This is a genomic window from Profundicola chukchiensis, from assembly GCF_029664245.1.
GTDB lineage: Bacteria > Bacteroidota > Bacteroidia > Flavobacteriales > Weeksellaceae > Profundicola > Profundicola chukchiensis.
Genome location: NZ_JANAIE010000005.1, coordinates 134,322 through 154,295, shown reverse-complemented (window position 1 = coordinate 154,295; position 19,974 = coordinate 134,322). Strand labels below are relative to the sequence as shown.

Here is a 19,974-nt window from a genome sequence, read left to right as displayed (position 1 = left end):
AAAAACACCAGAATTATTCATTCTGGTGTTATATATTTTTAATGAGCGAATGGCTTACAACTCGTAAACTCTTACTTTTCGTTTCTTGAAATAAGTATTGTTTAATTTATTGATAAGCTGATTAGCTTTTTTACGTGGAACGGCCACAAACGCACAATCTTGCTTCAACTCGATTAATCCTAACTCTTCTTTACTCAAGCCACCTTTCTTCATGAATACTCCGGCTATGTCTCCTTTAGAAATCTTATCCTGACGACCGCCAGAAATAAATAAGGTCTTAAAGAAAGGTCTAGCTACACCCGCAACTTTCAATTCTTCAATAGGGTCGGCATCTGAGATAAAATCAGGTAATTTTCTTCCAGTATGTTTTAAAATATAAGCCGTTCCCTTCTCAGAAACACGCGCTGTACGTCCGTTTCTGTGCGTAAACTCTTCATAAGAATAAGGCAACTCATAGTGAATAATAAAATCCAACTCTGGTATATCTAAACCACGCGCTGCCAAGTCGGTAGCGACTAACAATTGACTACTTCCATTTCTGAATTTAATCAAAGAACGCTCGCGATCTTTTTGCTCCATTCCACCGTAAAAACAAACGTGCTCGATTTTATTGGATTCTAAAAATTTGCTTACCGTATCCACACTTGCTTTTAAATTACAGAACAAAATTCCATTCTGATTTCCAACATGAGTCAATAAATCTAACACTCTTTCCAACTTTTCTGATGGTTCAGTTTCCACCGCCACCAATTGTAAGTTTTCGTTTAATTTATCCTTCAGATAATTTAAAATCGTTGGTCTGCTAAAGTTAACAAACGCAGGAACTTCAACACTTTCTGTCGCCGATGTAAGAATCTTCTTCTTTAATTTCGGTAAGTGCGTAAAAATTCTGCTCAATTCATCCTCGAAACCAACTTCCAAGATTTTATCGTACTCATCTAAAACCAAAAAGTTAATCGCCGATGTATCAATGCGATTATCGGTAAAGTGATCCAGAATACGTCCTGGCGTACCAATCAAAACCGTAGGCTCATGTTTTAATTCAATTTTATCCTTAGACTTGGCGCGACCACCATATACGGCGTTCACCTTAAGCCCAGAACCCATTTGTCTAAAAACTTGTTCGATCTGAATCGCTAACTCACGCGACGGCACTACAATCAAAGCCTGAATACCTTCTTTTTCCTCCTCGATTGCATTTAACAAAGGAAGTAAGAAAGCTAAAGTTTTACCTGTTCCGGTGGGAGACAGAACGATGGTATTTTCTGTTTTTTCAATGACTGCAATGGCGTTTTCTTGCATGCTGTTTAACGCCTCAATATTTAATTTTTCTAGTATTTCTTGTTGCGTTTTAACGAAATTGGCCATTTGGTTTTCTTTTTTTCTTTGTATTAATTTTTTCAGGTTTCTCTGTTTCTTTTACATTCTGAGCCCAATAATTCGTCAGGACTTTATCCATTAACTCTTCCTTTGTTAGATGATGAAAAATCGTTTTCACTTCTTCTCTTACATCTTCTGGAATTTGACGATTGGGTTTAGTTTTGAACAATTTTCTTGCCCAAACTATTGCATTATTCTTTTCTATTTCTTGTGCATCTGCCTTGGCTACTTTCTTAAATTTAATTTCAAGAACTTGCTCAAAGTCTTTTATCTGCTCCACTTCTTCTTTCTGTAGAATCGTCATCGAAAGACCTTTCTCTCCTGCTCTACCCGTTCTACCACTACGGTGAGTATAAGCGTCATACGTATCTGGCAAATGATAATTGACCACATAAGCTAATTCTTTGACATCGATTCCTCTCGCAACTAAGTCTGTAGCAACCAAAATATCAATATATCCATTTCTGAATTGCTCCATGATTCTATCACGAATTCCCTGCGTTAAACTACCATGTAGCGCCCCCGAAGAAATCTTACGAATCGCTAAATTCTTAGCTAATTTATTTACTGCAGCTTTGGTCTTACAAAATATAATTCCACGTCCGCCTTTTTGTGAATTTAAGAAATATAATAAAACATCTAATTTCTCAATCGGATCCACCACCATAAACTGATGCTCGATATCGTCATGACCAAGATTCTCCATTTCTGAAGCTACAGAAATCACATCTTTAGACATATAATTATGTACAATATCCTTCAATCCCCCTGGCATGGTAGCACTGAATAATAAAGTACGACGTTTCTTAGGCAAGGCTTTTAAAATCGGCATTAAATCCTCTTTCAAAGCTTGGAACATCTCATCGGCTTCGTCCAACACAAGGTTTTTCAAGCCTGAAACATCTAATGCTTGTTTTTCGATTAAATCTAAAACTCTACCTGGCGTTGCCACCACAATATGACTAGGAGTTTTTAAAGATTCAATTTGTGATTTAAGTGAACTACCTCCAGAAAGCAACACCAATTGAATTTCTGGTGAGTGCTTAGCAAATGAAGTTAAATTCACGAAAATCTGTTGTGCCAACTCACGGGTTGGTGCTAAAATCAATGTTTGAACTTGGTCGTTCTCAACATGTACTTGTTGTAATAAAGGCAAGCCAAAAGCGGCTGTCTTACCCGTTCCAGTTTTAGCTAGGGCTACTAAATCTTCGTTTTGATTTAAAATCAAAGGGATAATCTGTTGCTGAATATCTGTGGCTACAGAGAAGTTGAGATCTTGTAAAGCTTGCTGAATCTGTGGATTAAATCCGATATCGGATAAGGTTTGCGACATAAAATATTTTCTGCAAAGATAGAAACTGTTTTGTGGTTTAGACTCATATCTGCTTACGATTCATTAAATTAGTTGAATTTAAGTGTTTTAATTTCAATTTTTAAGCAGTTAAAATTTGATTTTACTAAGGTTAATTCCTTTTTAAATACCTTTGCAACTTCATACGAATCAAAATATTCACCCCCCCCATGGCGAAACATACATTCAAGCTTAGCGAAAACAACGAATTCATCACTTTAGATAAACTATTGAAAATCTTAAGATTAGTTGGATCTGGTGGAGAAGCTCATCTCGTAATTTCAGAAGGTATGGTTAGCGTTAACGGCGAAGTAGAATTACAGAAAAGAAAAAAAATGCGCGCTGGAGATGTAGCTGAATTCAATGGTGAAACAATTGAAGTTGAAGCATGAGTGGCACTTTAAGATCAAATATTTCTATCGGTACTAAAGTAGCTATTGTTCTGAAACAAGATCAACGCAGTGGCAAGCTCACAGAAGGTGTGGTGAAAGATATTTTAACCAACTCTCCTAAGCATCCGCATGGCATTAAGGTTCGATTAGAGGACGGACAAGTAGGCCGTGTGAAAAAGCTACTTTGATTCAGGATTTTTAAGCCTTAAAAAAATTTAATTCCGACCGAAAAATTTAACTAAAAATATAGTTTTAGATTTTTTCAAATAGTCGAAATTGCGCTCACTTTTTTGAGTGAAATTACTCATTGAGATTTAAACTTAAATCATTAATTATGAGTGAGCAAGACCAACACGAGCTTAATCAATTTGAAGCATTAATTCAAGGTCTTTTAGACCAAAAATATGCTTATGTAGACGACTTTTTACCTGCAGAAATTATTCAAGGTTTAGTCGATAACTTATCCAATTTGTGTACATCCGATGCAATGAAATGGGCAGGCATCGGAAACAAGATGGTTTTGAAATATGATAAACTGGTTAGAAACGACCGAGTTCATTGGATTGAAGATGATTCCACCGATCCTTTTGAAAAGGTTTACATGGAAAAAATCAAGCGTTTTATTCAATATTTAAATACAACCTGTTACACTTCTATCAAGACCTACGAAAGTCACTATGCTAATTATGAAGTGGGAAGTTTTTATAAAAAGCATATCGATCAATTTAAAACAGAAAAAGGTAGAAAATTCTCTATCATTCTCTACCTCAACCAAGATTGGAAGGAAGAAGATGGCGGAAGAATTGGACTTTATCCTAAAGGAGCAGATCCGGTATATGTCTTACCAACAGCGGGCAGGATTGTTTTCTTTAGAAGTGACGAATTAGAGCACGAGGTTTTTCCTTCTCATACAAGAGAAAGAAATAGCATCGCGGGATGGATGAAAAACTAAACTATTTATTTTTTCTAAAATCGTCTTTAAAGAGAATTTGATAAACTAAATAAAAGCCTATCAGGGCCGCTATCACAAACAGGATAAACGCAAACGCTGGATATCCTCCGATATTCCATGAACTTGGAACACGAACCAACATAGCGGCTCCAATGATTAAAGCAGCGACAATTAATCCTGCCGTAATGCGATTGGCAACTTTTTGAAACGCATCAGTAAAACGCTGTTCATCAATAGCGTCTACTTCTATTTTTATCTTGTTTTCCGCTAAATTCTCCGTAAACTTATTCACTCTAAAGGGTAAATTCTCGGTGAGCTCTTTCATTTCCAAGAAAAGCTCCATCATGTTTCCAGGCTTCAAATCATCTTGCATGCGCTGTTGCATCAACTCCTGAACATAATTTTTCACTGTATTGTGCATATCATATTCGGGCGACAAGAAAGCCACAATTTGATCCATGTTGAGCAATATCTTTCCTAAAATATTTAACTCTACTGGAATATGAATCCCTTGTTTAGCAGCTAATTGATTAATCTCAATCAGAATTCTTCCGGTTTTTAAATCTTTAGCTTTCTGATTCTCACTCTCCTGAATTTTTCGTTCAATGCTTTTTCTAAATAGTGATTCATCTACCTTGTTTTCATCATATTCACTGATGCTCAACAAAACTTCATTCACGCGCTGACTATCATAATTACTCAAAGCAATCATCAACTTCAAGATGTTCTCTTGCATCTTATTGCTAAACTTCGCAACCATTCCCAAGTCCATTAAAGCCACCTTATTTTCGGGCGTTAAATAAACATTCCCCGGATGCGGATCAGCATGTGCAAAACCATCAACAATGATTTGTTTTAAATATCCTTTCACCAAATCATCCACCAAAGGGTCTAGATCCATTTCTATTCTCTTTAGCGGAGAAACTTGGGTGATTTTATTTCCTTGAACAAACTCCATGGTCAATACCCGCGAGGAACAATAATCTGAAATAGGCGCTGGAATAAATAAATGCTTAAATTCTTTTAAATTCTCTTTTAAAACACTCAGGTTTTGAGCTTCTAGAGAATAATCTAATTCTTTTAATAAAACATATCTTAATTCCTCAATCACACTATGCACCGCATAATCACGCGCTGTTTCACTATAAGTTTCAGCCTTTTGAGATAAATCCATCAAAGTATCTAAATCTTCAATGAATCGTTTTCTGATATTAGGGCGTTGAATCTTAACAGCTACAACCTTCCCCGAATGCATCACTGCCTTGTGTACTTGCCCAATCGAAGCACTCGCAATTGGCTTTTCATCAAAAGAAGCAAAAGCTTTAGAAATCCTTAAACCAATTTCTTCTTTAAAAATCTCTTCCACCACTTCATATTCCACCTCATCTACATCATCTTGCAAAGTAGCAAGTGCTTTCATAAAATGTGGTGGTAATAAATCTGGACGAGTAGACAATAACTGACCTAACTTAACATAAGTAGGCCCCATGGCTTTTAAATCCTCTACCAACTCCTCTGGGCTATCCTCATAATCTTCTATACTCTTTTCTTCATCAGAAATAACCGCATCCTCGTCTGGCATAGCAAAAACATCGCTATTCCAATATTTAGCCATAAACTTAAAAAAGCGAATATATTTGTCGTACTGTTCAGGGATAAGATTCATAATAGTAAATTTTGGGAGTTCACTGCAAAAAGCGGACTATTCTTAAATTTATATTAAAAAACCTCTTAATACAAACTTAAAAAATCAATACAGATACATTTATTTTGCATTTTTTAATGCTAAATGCGCTTAAGTGTAGTACCTTTGCGTCATTATTACACAAAGTCCCACTAAGATTCTTTTAGCTTGGGAAACAAATTTTAACCCATGCAATTTAAAGAATTACAAATCATTGAGCCTATCTTAAAGGCTTTAAAAGAAGAGAATTATACAAACCCAACATCTATTCAAGAGCAAGCTATTCCACCTTTATTAGAAGGTAAAGATGTGCTTGGTAGTGCCCAAACCGGAACAGGTAAAACAGCTGCTTTCTCTATTCCCATTCTTCAGCATTTATATAATGACCGTCAGAATGGAAAGAATTCAAGAGAAATTAAATCCATCATTATTACACCCACACGAGAGCTAGCCATTCAAATTGGCGAGAGTATCGGGATTTATGGTAAATATACCGGATTGAAGCACACTGTAATTTTTGGTGGTGTTAAACAAGGTAGACAAACCGACGCGCTAGATAGAGGTATCGATATTTTGGTGGCAACACCAGGTCGTTTATTAGATTTAATGAACCAAGGTTTTATTAGTTTAAAACATATTGAATACTTTGTTTTAGACGAAGCAGATAGAATGCTTGATATGGGATTCATTCACGATATCAAGAAAATCATCGCAAAATTACCTAAGCAAAGACAATCTCTATTCTTCTCAGCTACCATGCCCGACAATATTGTTGAGCTTTCGAATACAATCTTAAAAAATCCAGTAAAAATTGAAGTGAGTCCTGTTTCTTCTACGGCAGAAACCATTCAACAATATATTTACTACACCAATAAATCCACTAAAAATGATTTATTGCTACACATTTTAAAAGATAATAAGATTGATCAAGTCTTAATATTTTCTAGAACCAAGCACGGTGCTGATAAGATTACTAGAATTCTAAAGAAGAAAGGAATCCAAGCTGCAGCTATCCATGGAAACAAAGCGCAAAATGCTCGTCAGAAAGCACTTCAGCAGTTAAAAGATGGCGAAATTAGAGTCTTAGTTGCGACCGATATTGCAGCCAGAGGAATCGACATCGACAAATTGAAATATGTGATTAACTACGACATTCCGAATATCGCAGAAACTTACGTTCATAGAATTGGACGAAGTGGACGTGCGGGAGACGAAGGAGTTTCAATTTCTATTTGTGAGCCAGAAGAGAATGCTTTCGTTAGAGATATCGAAAAATTAATCGGTCAGAAGATTGAAGTGATTAGAGATAATCCATTTCCTCAGACAGATAAGCCAATGACGGCGCAAGAGAAAAAGGCTTATGAAAAAGAAAAAGCTAAAAAGAAACAAGAATTTTTTGCTAACAGAAAGAAATCTTCTCCTAAAAAATCAAATGTGAAATCTAAAGCTAAATCAAGAGCTAGATAAGTCAAATTATCTAACTAGATTTTCCTAAAATATAAAAGCCTCAATTTCTAATATAGAAGTTGAGGCTTTGTTTTTTATGAGAGTATTCTAAATTTCATATGGATTTAAGAAAAGATAAATACTCAAATTTTAAATTTATTTATAATTCTTAAAGAGTTTAATTATAACTCATTCTGAATAAATTGTATCGTAGAAATAAATTTAACCTATAACCAAATTAATTAAACCTAAGCATTAAACTTTGGGTTTTGTTAAAATATGTTATAATGGTGTTGGATTATTAGTTAAATAGCTTTTCGGAATTGATAAAATCAAATTCTGAGGGCTCTTTTTACTTTTAATCCTAAACACATTCTTAATTATTGTAAATAAAACATTTTAACATGTCGATTAAAGTTTCAAGAGAAGAAAGTGCTTCCAAATTCATGGGTTTAATCATCAATAAGACGGTGTTTTTCTCTGCGATTGCAGTGATTATATTCACGGTTGGATTTACCCTCATCTTCGAAGAAGAGGCTGAGCACTATTTTAATATGGCGCAAACTTTTGTTTCTGCGCACGGTGGATGGATTTATACACTTTCGGTGAATCTATTTATCGTTTTTTGTCTCTATATGGCCTTTGGTAAATTTGGTAAAATCCGGATTGGAGGCCGGAACGCCAAACCCGAATTTAGTATGTGGGCTTGGTTTGCTATGCTCTTTAGTGCGGGTATTGGTAATGGTTTGGTGCTTTTTAGTATCGCCGACCCGGTGAGAGATTATCTAGATCCACCTAGATTGGCTGGGGAAGCGCCTGCACGAATTGCACAAGAAGCCATCAACTTCTCTTTCTTACACCACGGAATCCACGGTTGGGCAATTTACTCTGTCGTAGGACTTTCGTTGGCCTATTTTACTTTTAATCGAAAAATGCCCTTAACCTTAAGATCTGTCTTCTACCCTATTCTAGGAAATAGAATTCATGGATGGATGGGTGATGTGATTGATATTATGGCGGTGATTACCACCTTATTTGGACTAGCAACTACTATTGGATTTGGTGTTGGACAAATTAATGCTGGTTTCTCACACGTTTTTGGTTTACCAAGCTCTTTGTTCTATCAAGTTTTAATTATTGTGGGAGTGACTCTAGCCGCAACTTTGTCGGCCTTTAGTGGAATTGACAAAGGTGTACAAATGCTAAGTAAAGTGAACGTACGTGTGGCTTCTGCTATATTCTTATTAGTTTTAATCTTAGGGCCAACCACCTTTATTTTTAAAGCATACATTCAAAATATTGGTAGTTATTTGGTTCACTTTATCGATATGTCTACTTGGACAGAGGCTTTACAAGGAACCGATTGGCAAAAGAAAAGAACAATTATGTACTGGGGATGGTGGATTTCATGGTCGCCATTCGTAGGGATTTTCATTGCTCGTATTTCTAAAGGACGTACGATCAAAGAGTTTATTTTATGTGTTTTAATATTACCTGCTTTAGTTACCTTTTTATGGTTTAGTGCTTTTGGCGGAACAACCATGCGCGACATTTTATTAGGAGATACAGCCATGATTGCTGCTGTAAACGATAATATTTCAACGGCTTTATATGTATTCTTTGACAAGTTTCCATTAGCGATGTTGTTGAAAATATTAGGTGTAATTTTAATCTGTAGTTTTATTATTACTTCAGCCGACTCGGGAGCATTAGTGGTAGACAGTTTGACTTCGGGTGGAAAAATGAAAACGCCAAGATACCAACGTGTAATTTGGGCAGTGTGTATTGGAGTAATTGCATCAGTTCTGATGTACGGAGGTGGATTGAATGCTCTGCAAACGGTGGTAACTATTTCTGGATTGCCCTTCGCTATTTTGTTAGTGGGGATGTGTTTCTCTTTATTTAGAGGTATTTCTGAAGATTATCAAAAAGCGGAAAGAAAAGAGAAATTACTTGAGCGCGAAAGTTATCGTAAGAGTATTCTTAATTTAGTGAACGAAGAACGACTTGAGAAGAACTTGGAAACTATTGATCCAGGAAAAGAACCCAAGAAAAATCCTAAAACAACTGACCTTTAATAAACCTTTGAAACATTTAATTTTTAAGTTAAAATCATGACCCAAAAAATAAAATTAGATAACGAGTTAACTTTAATGGTGGCATTAGACCTCACAGAAATGGATGCCATTTTGCTTTCTTATGTTAGCTTTTTGTGTAAAGTTTGGAACATTAAACAACTCTACTTTACCCACAATATCAAACAATACAAAATATATGATTTGTATGATGAGTTTTTAGAAGAAGGTATTACCATTGAAGATATTGTTGACCGTGGGATTCAAAAATCTGTGGATAAACATTATACAGCCGAAGTTCCGCACACGGTTATTATCACAACCGATGATTACACCGAGAGCATCCTTACGCACTTAGCCAAAAAGTATCACGTAGATATTATGGTTACCGGTAAAAAAGATGAGTTACAAGGTACAGGAGCTTTAAGTCAAAAGCTTGTGAGAATGTTAGATTCACATGTTCTATTGGTACCCGAAGAAGCTAAACACAACATGGGAAATGTCTTAGTTCCAACCGATTTTAGTTTGGCTTCGGCAAGATGTTTTGATGTGGCGGATAGTTTGGTAGCGAGATCTGGAGGGAATATTGAGGCTTTACATGTTTACAACATTCCGTCGTTTTTCTTCCCTTATATCAACACCAAAAAAGCGATTGATAAAACTGAAAAACATCTGAGAGAAAAAGTTAAACAGTTTAGAACAAAACATAAAATTGCAGATTCAATACCGTTTAGATATATCGATAGAGAAGATATGTCGGTGGTGGATGCCATTGAAGCTCATGCAGAAAAAGGAGCTTTCGATATTATTGTGATTTCAGCACGTGGCGGAAGTAATATCACTGCTTTGTTTGTGGGTAGTATTACCAATGATTTGCTGATTAGAAATATACACATGCCTTTGCTTATTACTAGATCTCGATCTACATCAAGGGCTAAATAAAATAAACATATGAGCCGAGGTTTTGTAAATGAAGACGATCAGGAGGAGATTCCTCTTGTCCCACCCAGGGCCGATTTGCCACAAGGTGTAACGAATTATGTTACGCAAGTCGGCATGGATGAACTTCTCCAAGAAAAGGAAGATTTGTTGAGCGAAATAGAAAATCTAGATCCCTCGAATGAAAAAGAAAAGCGAATTGCAACGAATCATATCCATGCTAAGTTGCAATTATTAAACAATCGAATTTCTTCGGCTAAAATCATAGACTTAAGTCAACAACCCAAAGATGAAATTCGATTTGGCGCATTGGTTTCACTCTTAGAAGAAGGTCAGAAAAAACCTCAGCGATATCAGATTGTAGGTGTAGATGAAGCTAATATTTCAAAAGGAAAAATTTCTTTTATCTCTCCTTTAGCTCGAATTTTAATTAATAAAAAAGTGGGCGAAAAAGCCATTCTAAATCTAGCGGATCGTAATAGAATTTTTGAAATAAAAGAGATTAAATATTAAGTCTTAATTTTAAAATTAGCAACAAAAAAAATGAATAGTATCTATAAGACGCTATTCATTTTTTTCTTTTAAAGCTTTATGAAACTTAATGTTTCTTATTCAAGTGCTTTCTCTTGTGCTTAGCTTTTTTATGCTTTTTATGCCCTTTATGTAGTCCGTTGTCACCTTTGGTTTTCACTTTCACACCACCGGGCGTAACTTTAATAGTTTGATATTTTGCTTTATGCTTCTTGTGGTATTTATAAGGCGATTTTCCTTTATAATCCGTTAGATAAATAATTTTTCCTTTGCGTAAATCATAATGTTTAAACTTAAGCGGAAGTTTTTCTGATCTTACCCATTTCGCATTATCTAAATAGATAAACCTTGCTAACTGAACATCATAATAAGCATCAATTTCTGGTAGATAATAATACTGAGCTTTTGCACCTTTTGCAGGAGCCCAAGCAGGAGGATTACCCATATTTACATTCACCGTTACTTGCGCCTGAGCCTGTGCCGTAAATACAAACAACAAACTAAAGACAAATATTTTTATAGCTTTCATAATCTTAATTTTTATTGAAATAAACTTTCTGATTCATCTTCATAATTTCAAGAGTTGTGCCACCGAATGCGTGTTCCTTCATTTACAAAGTTTATATAACAAATATTACAGCAACCCCGAACCTCATAAGGTATTGATTTTCAGTTTTCAACAATTAAAAACCATAAAACCCTCAACATTTTAAACTTTAACAATTATTATCTCTTATTAAATATTAACTACTAGATTTTCCTCTTATAAATTGAATTTTGCTCAGTTTAACTTTAACATTTTAACGAATTCGAAACTTCTCAGTCAAATCGAGATTCATTTCATTACATCATACTTAAACCCAACTTACTAAGCTTTAATTATGAAATTCGCAAAAAATGTCGTATATTGGGGTCATTGCATTAAATTTTAGTGGAACAAGCAGTTTCAAGCTTTATAATCAACTTATAGAGTTTGAACGATGGGGGCTTTAAGTCCTTATATCTTTTTGTGGCAGACATTAAGATGATTAAATAATGTAGAATTTATTTTTGAGAGCATACCTAAAGGGTGTTTTCATTAAACCTAAAATATATTTATATGAGTAAGAATAATGAAATGACAAACAAGCGAATTGGTATTATTGGAGCAGGTCCGAGCGGTTTAGCACAAATTAGAGCCTTCGAAGCTTTAGAAGCAAAAGGCTACGCTATGCCAGAGATTGTTTGTTTCGAGAAACAAGACAATTGGGGCGGAATGTGGAACTATTCATGGAGAACCGGAGTGGGTAAATATGGTGAGCCTATTCACGGAAGTATGTATAAGTACCTATGGTCTAACGGTCCAAAAGAGTGTTTAGAATTTTCAGATTATTCATTCGATGAGCACTTTGGAAAACCGATTTCTTCTTATCCTCCAAGACCTGTTTTATTTGATTATATCCAAGGTAGAATTAAAAAAAGTAAAGCAAGAGAGTTTATTCGTTTTAATACCACAGCTAGATGGGTAAGCTATGACGAAGACAGTAAAAAATTCACCGTAGTCTTAGACGACTTAAAAATCAACAAAACTTATTCAGAAGAATTCGATTATTTGGTGGTAGCATCAGGTCATTTCTCTACACCTAATATGCCTTATTTTAAAGGAATCGAAAATTTCCCTGGAACTGTAATGCACGCGCACGACTTTAGAGGAGCAGACCAATTCAAAGGTCAAAACTTATTATTGATTGGAAGTAGTTATTCTGCAGAAGACATTGGTGTTCAATGCTATAAGCACGGCGCTGAATCAGTAACTTTAAGTTATAGAAGTAATCCTATCGGAGTTGAGTGGCCAGAAGGAATCAAAGAAGTTCCGTTAGTTACTCATTTCGAAGATGATACAGCATTCTTTAAGAATGGAACTCAAGAGAAGTTTGATGCTGTAATTATGTGTACTGGATACCAACATAAATTCCCATTCTTACCAGACGAAATGCGTCTTAAAACTAAAAACAACTTATATCCAGACAATCTATACAAAGGTATATTCTTCAATGAGTTACCTCAGTTGATTTACCTAGGAATGCAAGATCAGTATTATACATTTAATATGTTCGATGCACAAGCTTGGGTTGCACGTGATTATATGATGGGCATGCTAGAGCTTCCTTCTGAAAATGAAAGAAGAGTTGATATGGACAAGTGGTTGGAAAGAAATGATAATTTAGAGAATGGAGATGATGAAGTAGATTTCCAAACCGATTATATTAAGGACTTAATTTCTATGTCAGATTATCCTCCATTTAATTTAGATGAAGTAGCTAGAATGTTCAAAGAATGGCTAAAAGACAAAGAAGATAACATCTTGACCTATAGAGACAAAACTTTCAAATCAGCTGTTACAGGAACCATGGCCGCAGAGCACCACACCGAGTGGATGGACGAATTAGACGACAGTAAAGAAAGATATCTTTATGAGCCAGAAGAGGAAGAATTAATCCCAGAGAATCTTTAATTTTTTCTAAGCATAAATTCAACCCTTGGGTTTTTACTCAAGGGTTTTTTTGTATGTTTAACTTTCATTATTAAAAACACAAAACATGAGATTATTTTTTTGGATTGTTATCCTGCTTCCTGGCTTAGCCTTTACTCAAGAAACTACACCTTCAGAAAAATTTTGGTCTAATCTAGAGCAGCATTGCGGCAAAGCTTACGAAGGTTGGATTACCGCTGGCGCCGTTCCTAAAGATGGGTTTACAGGAGAAAAACTTGTGATGCACGTTCGTGGATGTAACAAAAACGAAATTAAAATTCCATTTTTTGTAGGCGAAGACAAATCTCGAACTTGGATTTTAAAAATGAATCAAGATAAAATCATCAGTCTTAAACACGATCATCGTCACCCCGATGGTAGCGAAGAAGATTTGACACAATATGGTGGAATCAATTCAAATGTTGGTTTAGAAACAGTTCAAATGTTCCCAGCCGATGAATTCACGGCTAAAATTCTACCAGCAGCTTCCACAAATATTTGGTGGTTTACTTTAGAAGGCGATGTATTTACTTATAATTTAAGACGAATTGGCAGTGACCGAGTTTTTACAGTTAGTTTTGACCTAAGCACGCCAATCACCGCTCCTAGCAAGCCTTGGGGCTATGTAGATTAAACATTTAAAACATTATAATCTTTCGATTTACTTCTATAATTTAAAGAAATAGTCATTTAACTTAATTGGTTTAGTAATTGCCTTATATAGTCTTGAAAACAATTAAAAATTAATTCTATGAGCTTTATCAATGCTATGCAGAGTCGCTACTCGACTAAAAAGTATGATCCAACGAAAAAGATTGACCCAAAAAAATTAGAAGAACTTAAGAAGATTTTACAATTAAGCCCTTCTTCAATCAACAGTCAACCATGGAAGTTCACTTTTGTTTCGAATGAAGAAACAAAGAAAGAATTATCTAAAGTTTCTTGGCACAACACTGAGAAAATCTTGAACTGCGATACAGTGGTTGTTTTGAGTAGAATTAATGATATAGCCCTATTCGAAGAGCAAATTGAAGCTAATTTACCTGAGAGAGCTGTTGCTTATTACAATGATTTCATCAAAGGAAATCCTGAACATGAAATTCGTGCTTGGTTCGAAAAGCAGGTTTATTTGTCTTTAGGAGTGTTACTAAGCGCATGTGCACAAATGGAAATTGATGCAACACCTATGGAAGGTTTAGAACCAAAGAAATATGATGCTATTTTAGGTCAAGAGGATTACGCCACAGTAGTCGCTGTTGCAATTGGTTATAGAGATGAAGATGATTTCAACCAACCTAGCAAGAACCCAAAAACCAGACGAGACTTTTCTGAGGTAGTGAAAGATATTTAAAGCTTTGAAACTTAATTCAATAAAAAAATCCCAAATTCAAGATTGAGTTTGGGATTTTTTATTTCAAACAACAAGGATTATTACATTCCTCCTTTTCTTTCTGCCGTTCTAGGCGTTGGCCACTCTTGTGGTTTACCTGTATTTTGATCAATCGGTAAAACAATTCTTTCTTTAGAAACACTTTGCTCGTCCTCAGATGCCATATATGCCATAATCGCAACTAGAATTGCATTACTTCTCACATCGTCAAACACGATTTTATCATAGGTATCGCGGTTGGTGTGCCAAGTATAATTCCAATAATCCCAGCTCAACGAACTCAACATAAATGCAGGGGCTCCACGAGTCACAAAAGACGAGTGATCTGATCCTCCAGATGAAGGTCTACCTGGGAACGTTGTTTCAATTTCTTTGCGAATATCATTTGGAACAGCACTTAACCAACGAGATAAGAAATCATAAGAATGCAAGAATCCTTGACCATTAATTCTCACAACTCTACCCGTTCCGTTGTCTTGATTAAACACCGCTTGAATATTATTTACAATTTCTGGATGATCCTCCGCAAAAGCAGACGAACCATTTAAACCTTGCTCTTCACTTCCCCAAAGACCAGCGATAATCGTTCGTTTTGGGTTTGGATTTAATTTTTTCAATACACGCATTGCTTCCATCATCACCATGACACCTGTTCCGTTATCGGTAGCTCCTGTTCCACCATCCCAAGAATCAAAATGTGCTGAAAGAATAACATATTCTTCTGGTTTTTCACTTCCTTTAATTTCCGCAACCGTATTATACGTAGGTGCAACGCCTAAATCCTTAGATCTTGCAACGATGTTTAATTGAGGTTTATCACCATGCTCCACCATTCTGTACAGCATACCATAATGCTCAAGCTCGATATCAACAGTAGGAATCTTCTTAGTTCCTGCTCCAAAAATCTTATTTACACCAAATCCTTTAGACCAATAAGAATCAACAATTCCAGCTGCTCCAGCATTTTCTAAAGCTTCGATAAGACTACGCTTGTTATGCCCCATGTTTTTCATGTTTTCATTCCAAGCTTGGATTTGCTCTGTTCTCTCTTGTTTCATTTTCTCAAAAGAAGCTGGTGTAGCATATTCTTTCCAATTATCATCCGGACGACCTGTTGCTTCATTTCTAGCAATCATCACGAATTTACCTTTAACAGAAGGAAGCCATTTTTTAAACTCCTCTTCATTATTAACGTTTGGAAGTGTAACCAACTCCGCCGTTACTCCTTTTTTACTCGTACTTGGACTCCACGCCAATTGCGTAGCCGATAGCGACTGAACTCTAGGATAAACCATGTCTACGTGCGTAATCCCTCGCTCCCATGCTTTCCAAGTTCCATATTCTTGATTCTCAGCTGAAATACCCCAAGCGTTAAACTTCTTAACTGCCCAATCATGTGCTTGTTGCATCTGTGGCGTTCCCACCAATCGTGGACCGATATCGTCCATTAACTCATGCCCAAGAGCTTCTAAATTGGAATTTTCATTCACTTCCTTTACGATAGCATCTACTACAGAACTTGTGTCCTGAGCAAAAAAGGGAGTTGCCGTAAACAAAAACATAGCACATCCCAGTACAATTCGTCTATTCATATTAATTCGTTTGATTTTTTCAAAACATCCAAGATAAACTAAAACTCAGAATTTAAAAAACCTTCAACTCATTTGAATTTATTTATGCTTAAAAATGATAACTTAGTTTTTAATAAATAGAAAATCTCTAAATGGATAATTACCAAGCCTTCGAAACCGATAGACTCATCCTCCAACCGACCTCTACATCCGATGCTCAGCTGATTTTTGAATTACTTAATTCTCCTAAATGGCTCAAGTATATTGGCGATCGAAAAGTTCATTCGCTAGAGGCTGCCAAGGATTACATTCAACATAGAATGCTGCCTCAGCTAGAGAAATTAGGTTTTGGGAACTACACCGTCATTAGAAAAAGTGACCAAGCCAAAATGGGCATTTGTGGTTTATATGATCGTGCAGAAATGGAAGGACTTGATTTAGGTTATGCTTATGTACCTGCCTATGAAAGACAAGGTTATGCTTATGAAGCCGCTAACAAAATCCTAGAAGCAGGATTTAATGTTTTCGGTTATGATAAAATAAACGCTATAACTTCTAAAGAAAATACGGCCTCGCAAAAACTTTTAGAAAAACTCGGATTTCAACTTCATGGCACTACGCAACTCCCACAAGAAACAGAGGAACTCTTGCTTTATTTTAAAGAGAAAAAGTGAATTGAGTGATAGAAGTGGATTTAATTCATAACCACTTTCTTACCATAAAAGCTACTGCATCGCCATAAATTGCATGCGCAAAAGTCCAAAATACCCAAGCAACTATATCATTATACGCTGGCGGTTGATCTGATAAGGCCGTAAGAAAAAACAAAGCGCCACCTCCTAAAGTGTAAACCAAAATATAAGGCCAATCTTTCTTTTCTAAATTCCAGTTTCTCAGGATATAATAAAGTCCGATAACACTAAAAATACAAGTCAAAAAATGAAAAACATACCCAAACAGCCAAACGGGTTTTAATTCATTTAAAACAGGAACATAGTCAAAGTTAAACAAGAGATTATAAGCAGTATTTCCTGTAAAAAACATTAATAGCTTTAGCACAAGCATTAAAATTAAACCTGCGATAATTCCAATAAATGAAAGTTTTAATATTTGTTTAAGCATAACTAATTTTTAAAATTAATTTGTTAAATATAAGCTTTTTAGACTATTATATTCGATAGATTTCTCTTTAAATAATACCAACTTTACAAATAATTATTTTTTATTCCTATCTTTCTTTTATGTCCAACTTATGCGCTAAGTTTGATATTTGTAAGGATTAAAAGATATGAAAGCAGTTTCCGTAGTTAAGATTAGAAAAGAATTACATCATCGTTCACACGACGAACTCATGGAGCTTTGCCTGCGCTTATCTAAATTCAAAAAGGAAAATAAAGAATTGCTTACGTATTTATTATTCGAAGCACACAACGAAGAACAATACATAGAAACTGTAATTGAAGAGCTCGATGAACAATTTGAGACGATCAATACCAATTCCTTTTATTACATCAAAAAGAGCATTCGCAAGATTCTTAGAAACTTAAAAAAGTATGCTCGCTATTCTCAAAAAAAGGAAACCGAAGTTGAACTCCTACTCTATTTTTGCCAGAAGTTAAACGACTTCACACCGAATATTCATAGAAATATTACCTTAAGTAAATTATATGATCGACAAATTTTAAGCATCAAAAAATTAGTTGCAGGCCTACACGAAGACTTGCAATATGATTATAATTTAAGGCTCGAAGAACTCGAAGATTAATAAGGTAATTTAATCGAATCTGGCTCAATAAAATCCAAAGAATAAGGATTGATAAAAAACCAAGTCTTGATTATGGAAGGATTAGATTTAGGTTTTGCTTATTTACCTACTTTTGAAGCACAAGATTATGATAAAATAAACGCTATAACTTCTATAGAAAATACGGCATCGCAAAAACTTTTAGAAAAACTCGGATTTCAACTTCATGGCACTACGCAACTACCACATGAAACAGAGGAACTCTTGCTTTATAGTATGGAGAAAAAGTAAATCTGGTGATAGAAGTGGATTTAATTTATAACCATTTTCTTACCATAAAAACTACCGCGGCACCTGAGATGCCATGGGCAAAAGCCCAAAACAACCATGAAACTTGATCGTAGAACGGTGGTGTCTGATCTAATAAGGCGGTAAGACAAATCAATGTACCACTACCCATCGTGTAAACCAAAATATAAGGCCAATCTTTCTTTTCTAAATGCCAGTTTTTAAGAATGTAGTAAAGCCCGATTACACTCAATATACAAATCAAAAAATGGAATAAATATCCAACGAGCCAAACAGGTTTAAACTCATTTAATACAGGTACGTTATAAAAATTAAATAGAAAATCATAAGCAGGGCTGCCAGTCAAAAATTTTAATAAGCCTAATACTATCATTAAAATAAATCCTACAACAATCCCAAAGAGTGAAAGTTTAAGTATTTCTTTAATCATAGCTAATTTTAAAATCAATATGTTAAATATAAGCTATTTAAGATAAAAATAAGACAGTTTTATCTATAAAAAAACATCACTTCCATAAATATTTAACTTTTCTTCCTATTTTCTAATTTGCCTAACTAATGCGCTAAGTCTGATAATTGTAAGGATAAATTTATATAAAAGCAGTTTCCGTAGTTAAGATTAGAAAAGAATTACACCATCGTTCTCACGATGAACTCGAAGATTAATAAGGCAACTTAATCGACTCTGGCTCGATAAAATCCAAAGAGTAAGGATCGATTAAGAAACTAAGTCTTGGTTTTTGAAATTGTATAATATCATCCTTTTCAATTCCGTAGACTTGCCAATAATTAGATAATAATTGAGCGAAAGTATCCTCGTCCCAAAAACCAAATACAGGATTTGTTGGCGTAGATTCCATCGGTAGAGATGTAATAAACAAACCGTCATCTGTAGGCTCAATCTCATATTTTGGAGTTTGTTTCATAATATAATCAGCAAAGTGAAACCTAGCATATAACTCCTCGAACTGCACCGGATGCAATACTTTCCCTTCAATTTGGTCTAAGATTTCTTTTTGCTCCTCGCCAATCACACCATTGTCTTGCAAACAAGCAATAAACCCAAATCCATTAACCCCAAACTGGAATAATAAATTCACAGAATCATTTCTGAAACTTAATATATCAGCTGAATATTTTAATTGAAAAACAGCAATACTCCAAGGTTTTCTTTCTTTAAAATAAACCGGCTCTACAAGCGATTGCAGCATTAAATGAAAATAACTGAAACGTTTTCTTAACTCAATAGAAAGCTTGAATTCCTTGCCGATGCGCAACAATCTATCGCGCTCGTAAATCATTTCATAATACAGCATTCCATAAACAATGCGCCCAGTCCACAAGAAAATTGTATGCTCATCTAAGGCTTTCATACCTTCGTAACCTTGATCAAAAGCCGCTTTGAATTTAGCGTCTAAAGCTTCAAAAGCATTTTTAACCTCCAAACTAACAGGCAACTTCAAGTCACTATAATTATAGGACTTAGACTTATCCATCATTTCGATTTGCTCATCACGCAATTTGAAATGATCCATCAACCAATCTGGATAAACCGTCATTTCTTCATTCGTAAGCGAACCGGTCAAGAAACAAAAACGCTCATCGAATGTTAAATCTAGAAATGGATTAAATAATTCTTCAGCCATAAGTTTGTTATAAAATTTACTTTTAAAACTGAGGCAAAGATAGGCAATCGAT

At 35.1% G+C, this 19,974-nt stretch carries 21 protein-coding genes; 13 read left to right on the top strand and 8 right to left on the bottom strand.

From position 1 onward, the window contains the following. Positions 1-54: 54 nt before the first annotated feature. Both NLM59_RS08400 and NLM59_RS08395 read right to left on the bottom strand, forming a co-directional pair. Complete coding sequence (locus tag NLM59_RS08400) at positions 55-1,368, bottom strand: DEAD/DEAH box helicase (RefSeq protein WP_304417325.1); 1,314 nt, start codon at positions 1,366-1,368, stop codon at positions 55-57. Beyond that, on the bottom strand, positions 1,352-2,713 hold the full coding sequence (locus NLM59_RS08395) for a DEAD/DEAH box helicase (RefSeq protein ID WP_304417324.1): 1,362 nt from the start codon (positions 2,711-2,713) through the stop codon (positions 1,352-1,354). The genes NLM59_RS08400 and NLM59_RS08395 overlap by 17 nt, the downstream gene beginning before the upstream one ends. Before the next feature lie 188 nt (positions 2,714-2,901). On the opposite strand from NLM59_RS08395, the gene NLM59_RS08390 reads away from it, so the two are divergent. The 3 genes from NLM59_RS08390 to NLM59_RS08380 all read left to right on the top strand — a co-directional run bounded on the left by NLM59_RS08390 (position 2,902) and on the right by NLM59_RS08380 (position 4,075). Then, entirely contained in the window at positions 2,902-3,123 is a 222-nt protein-coding gene (locus NLM59_RS08390; protein ID WP_304417323.1) for an RNA-binding S4 domain-containing protein, read from the top strand. Beyond that, positions 3,120-3,311: a YwbE family protein gene (locus tag NLM59_RS08385; protein WP_304417322.1), complete on the top strand. Its 192-nt coding sequence runs from the start codon at positions 3,120-3,122 to the stop codon at positions 3,309-3,311. The genes NLM59_RS08390 and NLM59_RS08385 overlap by 4 nt, the downstream gene beginning before the upstream one ends. 146 nt (positions 3,312-3,457) lie before the next feature. Further along, the gene (locus tag NLM59_RS08380) at positions 3,458-4,075 is read left to right on the top strand and encodes a 2OG-Fe(II) oxygenase (protein WP_304417321.1); all 618 of its coding nucleotides are present in this window, start codon (positions 3,458-3,460) and stop codon (positions 4,073-4,075) included. Between the two features lies 1 nt (position 4,076). On the opposite strand, the gene NLM59_RS08375 is transcribed toward NLM59_RS08380, so the two are convergent. Further along, the gene (locus NLM59_RS08375; RefSeq protein WP_304417320.1) at positions 4,077-5,741 is read right to left on the bottom strand and encodes an ABC1 kinase family protein; all 1,665 of its coding nucleotides are present in this window, start codon (positions 5,739-5,741) and stop codon (positions 4,077-4,079) included. Positions 5,742-5,948: 207 nt separating this feature from the next. Here NLM59_RS08375 and NLM59_RS08370 point away from each other — a divergent pair, with 207 nt between their 5' ends. From NLM59_RS08370 to NLM59_RS08355, 4 genes are all read left to right on the top strand, one after another. Further along, the gene (locus NLM59_RS08370; RefSeq protein WP_304417319.1) at positions 5,949-7,226 is read left to right on the top strand and encodes a DEAD/DEAH box helicase; all 1,278 of its coding nucleotides are present in this window, start codon (positions 5,949-5,951) and stop codon (positions 7,224-7,226) included. A 383-nt stretch (positions 7,227-7,609) separates the two neighbouring features. After that, positions 7,610-9,283 carry a BCCT family transporter gene (locus NLM59_RS08365; RefSeq protein WP_304417318.1) on the top strand — a complete coding sequence of 558 codons (1,674 nt, stop codon included), beginning with the start codon at positions 7,610-7,612 and terminating at the stop codon, positions 9,281-9,283. Positions 9,284-9,319: 36 nt separating this feature from the next. Beyond that, positions 9,320-10,222, top strand: coding sequence for a universal stress protein (locus NLM59_RS08360; protein WP_304417317.1), 903 nt, complete (start codon positions 9,320-9,322; stop codon positions 10,220-10,222). A 9-nt stretch (positions 10,223-10,231) separates the two neighbouring features. Further along, positions 10,232-10,732, top strand: a complete 501-nt coding sequence (locus NLM59_RS08355; RefSeq protein WP_304417316.1) for a GreA/GreB family elongation factor — start codon at positions 10,232-10,234, stop codon at positions 10,730-10,732. A gap of 85 nt (positions 10,733-10,817) precedes the next feature. On the opposite strand, the gene NLM59_RS08350 is transcribed toward NLM59_RS08355, so the two are convergent. Further along, the gene (locus NLM59_RS08350; RefSeq protein WP_304417315.1) at positions 10,818-11,279 is read right to left on the bottom strand and encodes a hypothetical protein; all 462 of its coding nucleotides are present in this window, start codon (positions 11,277-11,279) and stop codon (positions 10,818-10,820) included. 588 nt (positions 11,280-11,867) lie between these two features. Between NLM59_RS08350 and NLM59_RS08345 the strand changes: the two genes are divergently transcribed. The 3 genes from NLM59_RS08345 (at position 11,868) to NLM59_RS08335 (ending at position 14,613) form a co-directional block, all read left to right on the top strand. Continuing rightward, entirely contained in the window at positions 11,868-13,244 is a 1,377-nt protein-coding gene (locus NLM59_RS08345) for an NAD(P)-binding domain-containing protein (protein ID WP_369426513.1), read from the top strand. Between the two features lie 85 nt (positions 13,245-13,329). Further along, positions 13,330-13,896, top strand: coding sequence for a hypothetical protein (locus NLM59_RS08340; protein WP_304417313.1), 567 nt, complete (start codon positions 13,330-13,332; stop codon positions 13,894-13,896). Positions 13,897-14,013: 117 nt separating this feature from the next. Beyond that, complete coding sequence (locus NLM59_RS08335; RefSeq protein ID WP_304417312.1) at positions 14,014-14,613, top strand: nitroreductase family protein; 600 nt, start codon at positions 14,014-14,016, stop codon at positions 14,611-14,613. A gap of 80 nt (positions 14,614-14,693) precedes the next feature. On the opposite strand, the gene NLM59_RS08330 is transcribed toward NLM59_RS08335, so the two are convergent. Beyond that, on the bottom strand, positions 14,694-16,244 hold the full coding sequence (locus NLM59_RS08330; protein WP_304417311.1) for a M20/M25/M40 family metallo-hydrolase: 1,551 nt from the start codon (positions 16,242-16,244) through the stop codon (positions 14,694-14,696). Between the two features lie 131 nt (positions 16,245-16,375). On the opposite strand from NLM59_RS08330, the gene NLM59_RS08325 reads away from it, so the two are divergent. After that, entirely contained in the window at positions 16,376-16,897 is a 522-nt protein-coding gene (locus tag NLM59_RS08325) for a GNAT family N-acetyltransferase (RefSeq protein WP_304417310.1), read from the top strand. 25 nt (positions 16,898-16,922) lie between these two features. Here NLM59_RS08325 and NLM59_RS08320 read toward each other — a convergent pair whose 3' ends face one another. Next, positions 16,923-17,345 (bottom strand): hypothetical protein, encoded by a 423-nt coding sequence (locus NLM59_RS08320; protein ID WP_304417309.1) that lies wholly within the window; start codon positions 17,343-17,345, stop codon positions 16,923-16,925. A gap of 166 nt (positions 17,346-17,511) precedes the next feature. Here NLM59_RS08320 and NLM59_RS08315 point away from each other — a divergent pair, with 166 nt between their 5' ends. After that, positions 17,512-17,988: a hypothetical protein gene (locus NLM59_RS08315; protein ID WP_304417308.1), complete on the top strand. Its 477-nt coding sequence runs from the start codon at positions 17,512-17,514 to the stop codon at positions 17,986-17,988. Positions 17,989-18,060: 72 nt separating this feature from the next. Continuing rightward, positions 18,061-18,258 (top strand): GNAT family N-acetyltransferase, encoded by a 198-nt coding sequence (locus tag NLM59_RS08310; protein ID WP_304417307.1) that lies wholly within the window; start codon positions 18,061-18,063, stop codon positions 18,256-18,258. 25 nt (positions 18,259-18,283) lie between these two features. Here NLM59_RS08310 and NLM59_RS08305 read toward each other — a convergent pair whose 3' ends face one another. Both NLM59_RS08305 and NLM59_RS08300 read right to left on the bottom strand, forming a co-directional pair. After that, positions 18,284-18,706 (bottom strand): hypothetical protein, encoded by a 423-nt coding sequence (locus NLM59_RS08305; RefSeq protein WP_304417306.1) that lies wholly within the window; start codon positions 18,704-18,706, stop codon positions 18,284-18,286. Positions 18,707-18,938: 232 nt separating this feature from the next. Next, positions 18,939-19,922 carry a hypothetical protein gene (locus NLM59_RS08300; protein WP_304417305.1) on the bottom strand — a complete coding sequence of 328 codons (984 nt, stop codon included), beginning with the start codon at positions 19,920-19,922 and terminating at the stop codon, positions 18,939-18,941. Positions 19,923-19,974: the final 52 nt, after the last annotated feature.

Coding starts and splice junctions, on each gene's coding strand:
- NLM59_RS08335 (WP_304417312.1), top strand. CDS start 14,014: ATGAGCTTTATCAATGCTATGCAGAGTCGCTACTCGACTAAAAAGTAT.
- NLM59_RS08385 (WP_304417322.1), top strand. CDS start 3,120: ATGAGTGGCACTTTAAGATCAAATATTTCTATCGGTACTAAAGTAGCT.
- NLM59_RS08315 (WP_304417308.1), top strand. CDS start 17,512: ATGAAAGCAGTTTCCGTAGTTAAGATTAGAAAAGAATTACATCATCGT.
- NLM59_RS08320 (WP_304417309.1), bottom strand. CDS start 17,345: ATGCTTAAACAAATATTAAAACTTTCATTTATTGGAATTATCGCAGGT.
- NLM59_RS08300 (WP_304417305.1), bottom strand. CDS start 19,922: ATGGCTGAAGAATTATTTAATCCATTTCTAGATTTAACATTCGATGAG.
- NLM59_RS08325 (WP_304417310.1), top strand. CDS start 16,376: ATGGATAATTACCAAGCCTTCGAAACCGATAGACTCATCCTCCAACCG.
- NLM59_RS08370 (WP_304417319.1), top strand. CDS start 5,949: ATGCAATTTAAAGAATTACAAATCATTGAGCCTATCTTAAAGGCTTTA.
- NLM59_RS08345 (WP_369426513.1), top strand. CDS start 11,868: ATGACAAACAAGCGAATTGGTATTATTGGAGCAGGTCCGAGCGGTTTA.
- NLM59_RS08330 (WP_304417311.1), bottom strand. CDS start 16,244: ATGAATAGACGAATTGTACTGGGATGTGCTATGTTTTTGTTTACGGCA.
- NLM59_RS08360 (WP_304417317.1), top strand. CDS start 9,320: ATGACCCAAAAAATAAAATTAGATAACGAGTTAACTTTAATGGTGGCA.
- NLM59_RS08375 (WP_304417320.1), bottom strand. CDS start 5,741: ATGAATCTTATCCCTGAACAGTACGACAAATATATTCGCTTTTTTAAG.
- NLM59_RS08390 (WP_304417323.1), top strand. CDS start 2,902: ATGGCGAAACATACATTCAAGCTTAGCGAAAACAACGAATTCATCACT.
- NLM59_RS08305 (WP_304417306.1), bottom strand. CDS start 18,706: ATGATTAAAGAAATACTTAAACTTTCACTCTTTGGGATTGTTGTAGGA.
- NLM59_RS08380 (WP_304417321.1), top strand. CDS start 3,458: ATGAGTGAGCAAGACCAACACGAGCTTAATCAATTTGAAGCATTAATT.
- NLM59_RS08355 (WP_304417316.1), top strand. CDS start 10,232: ATGAGCCGAGGTTTTGTAAATGAAGACGATCAGGAGGAGATTCCTCTT.
- NLM59_RS08395 (WP_304417324.1), bottom strand. CDS start 2,713: ATGTCGCAAACCTTATCCGATATCGGATTTAATCCACAGATTCAGCAA.
- NLM59_RS08310 (WP_304417307.1), top strand. CDS start 18,061: ATGGAAGGATTAGATTTAGGTTTTGCTTATTTACCTACTTTTGAAGCA.
- NLM59_RS08340 (WP_304417313.1), top strand. CDS start 13,330: ATGAGATTATTTTTTTGGATTGTTATCCTGCTTCCTGGCTTAGCCTTT.
- NLM59_RS08350 (WP_304417315.1), bottom strand. CDS start 11,279: ATGAAAGCTATAAAAATATTTGTCTTTAGTTTGTTGTTTGTATTTACG.
- NLM59_RS08400 (WP_304417325.1), bottom strand. CDS start 1,368: ATGGCCAATTTCGTTAAAACGCAACAAGAAATACTAGAAAAATTAAAT.
- NLM59_RS08365 (WP_304417318.1), top strand. CDS start 7,610: ATGTCGATTAAAGTTTCAAGAGAAGAAAGTGCTTCCAAATTCATGGGT.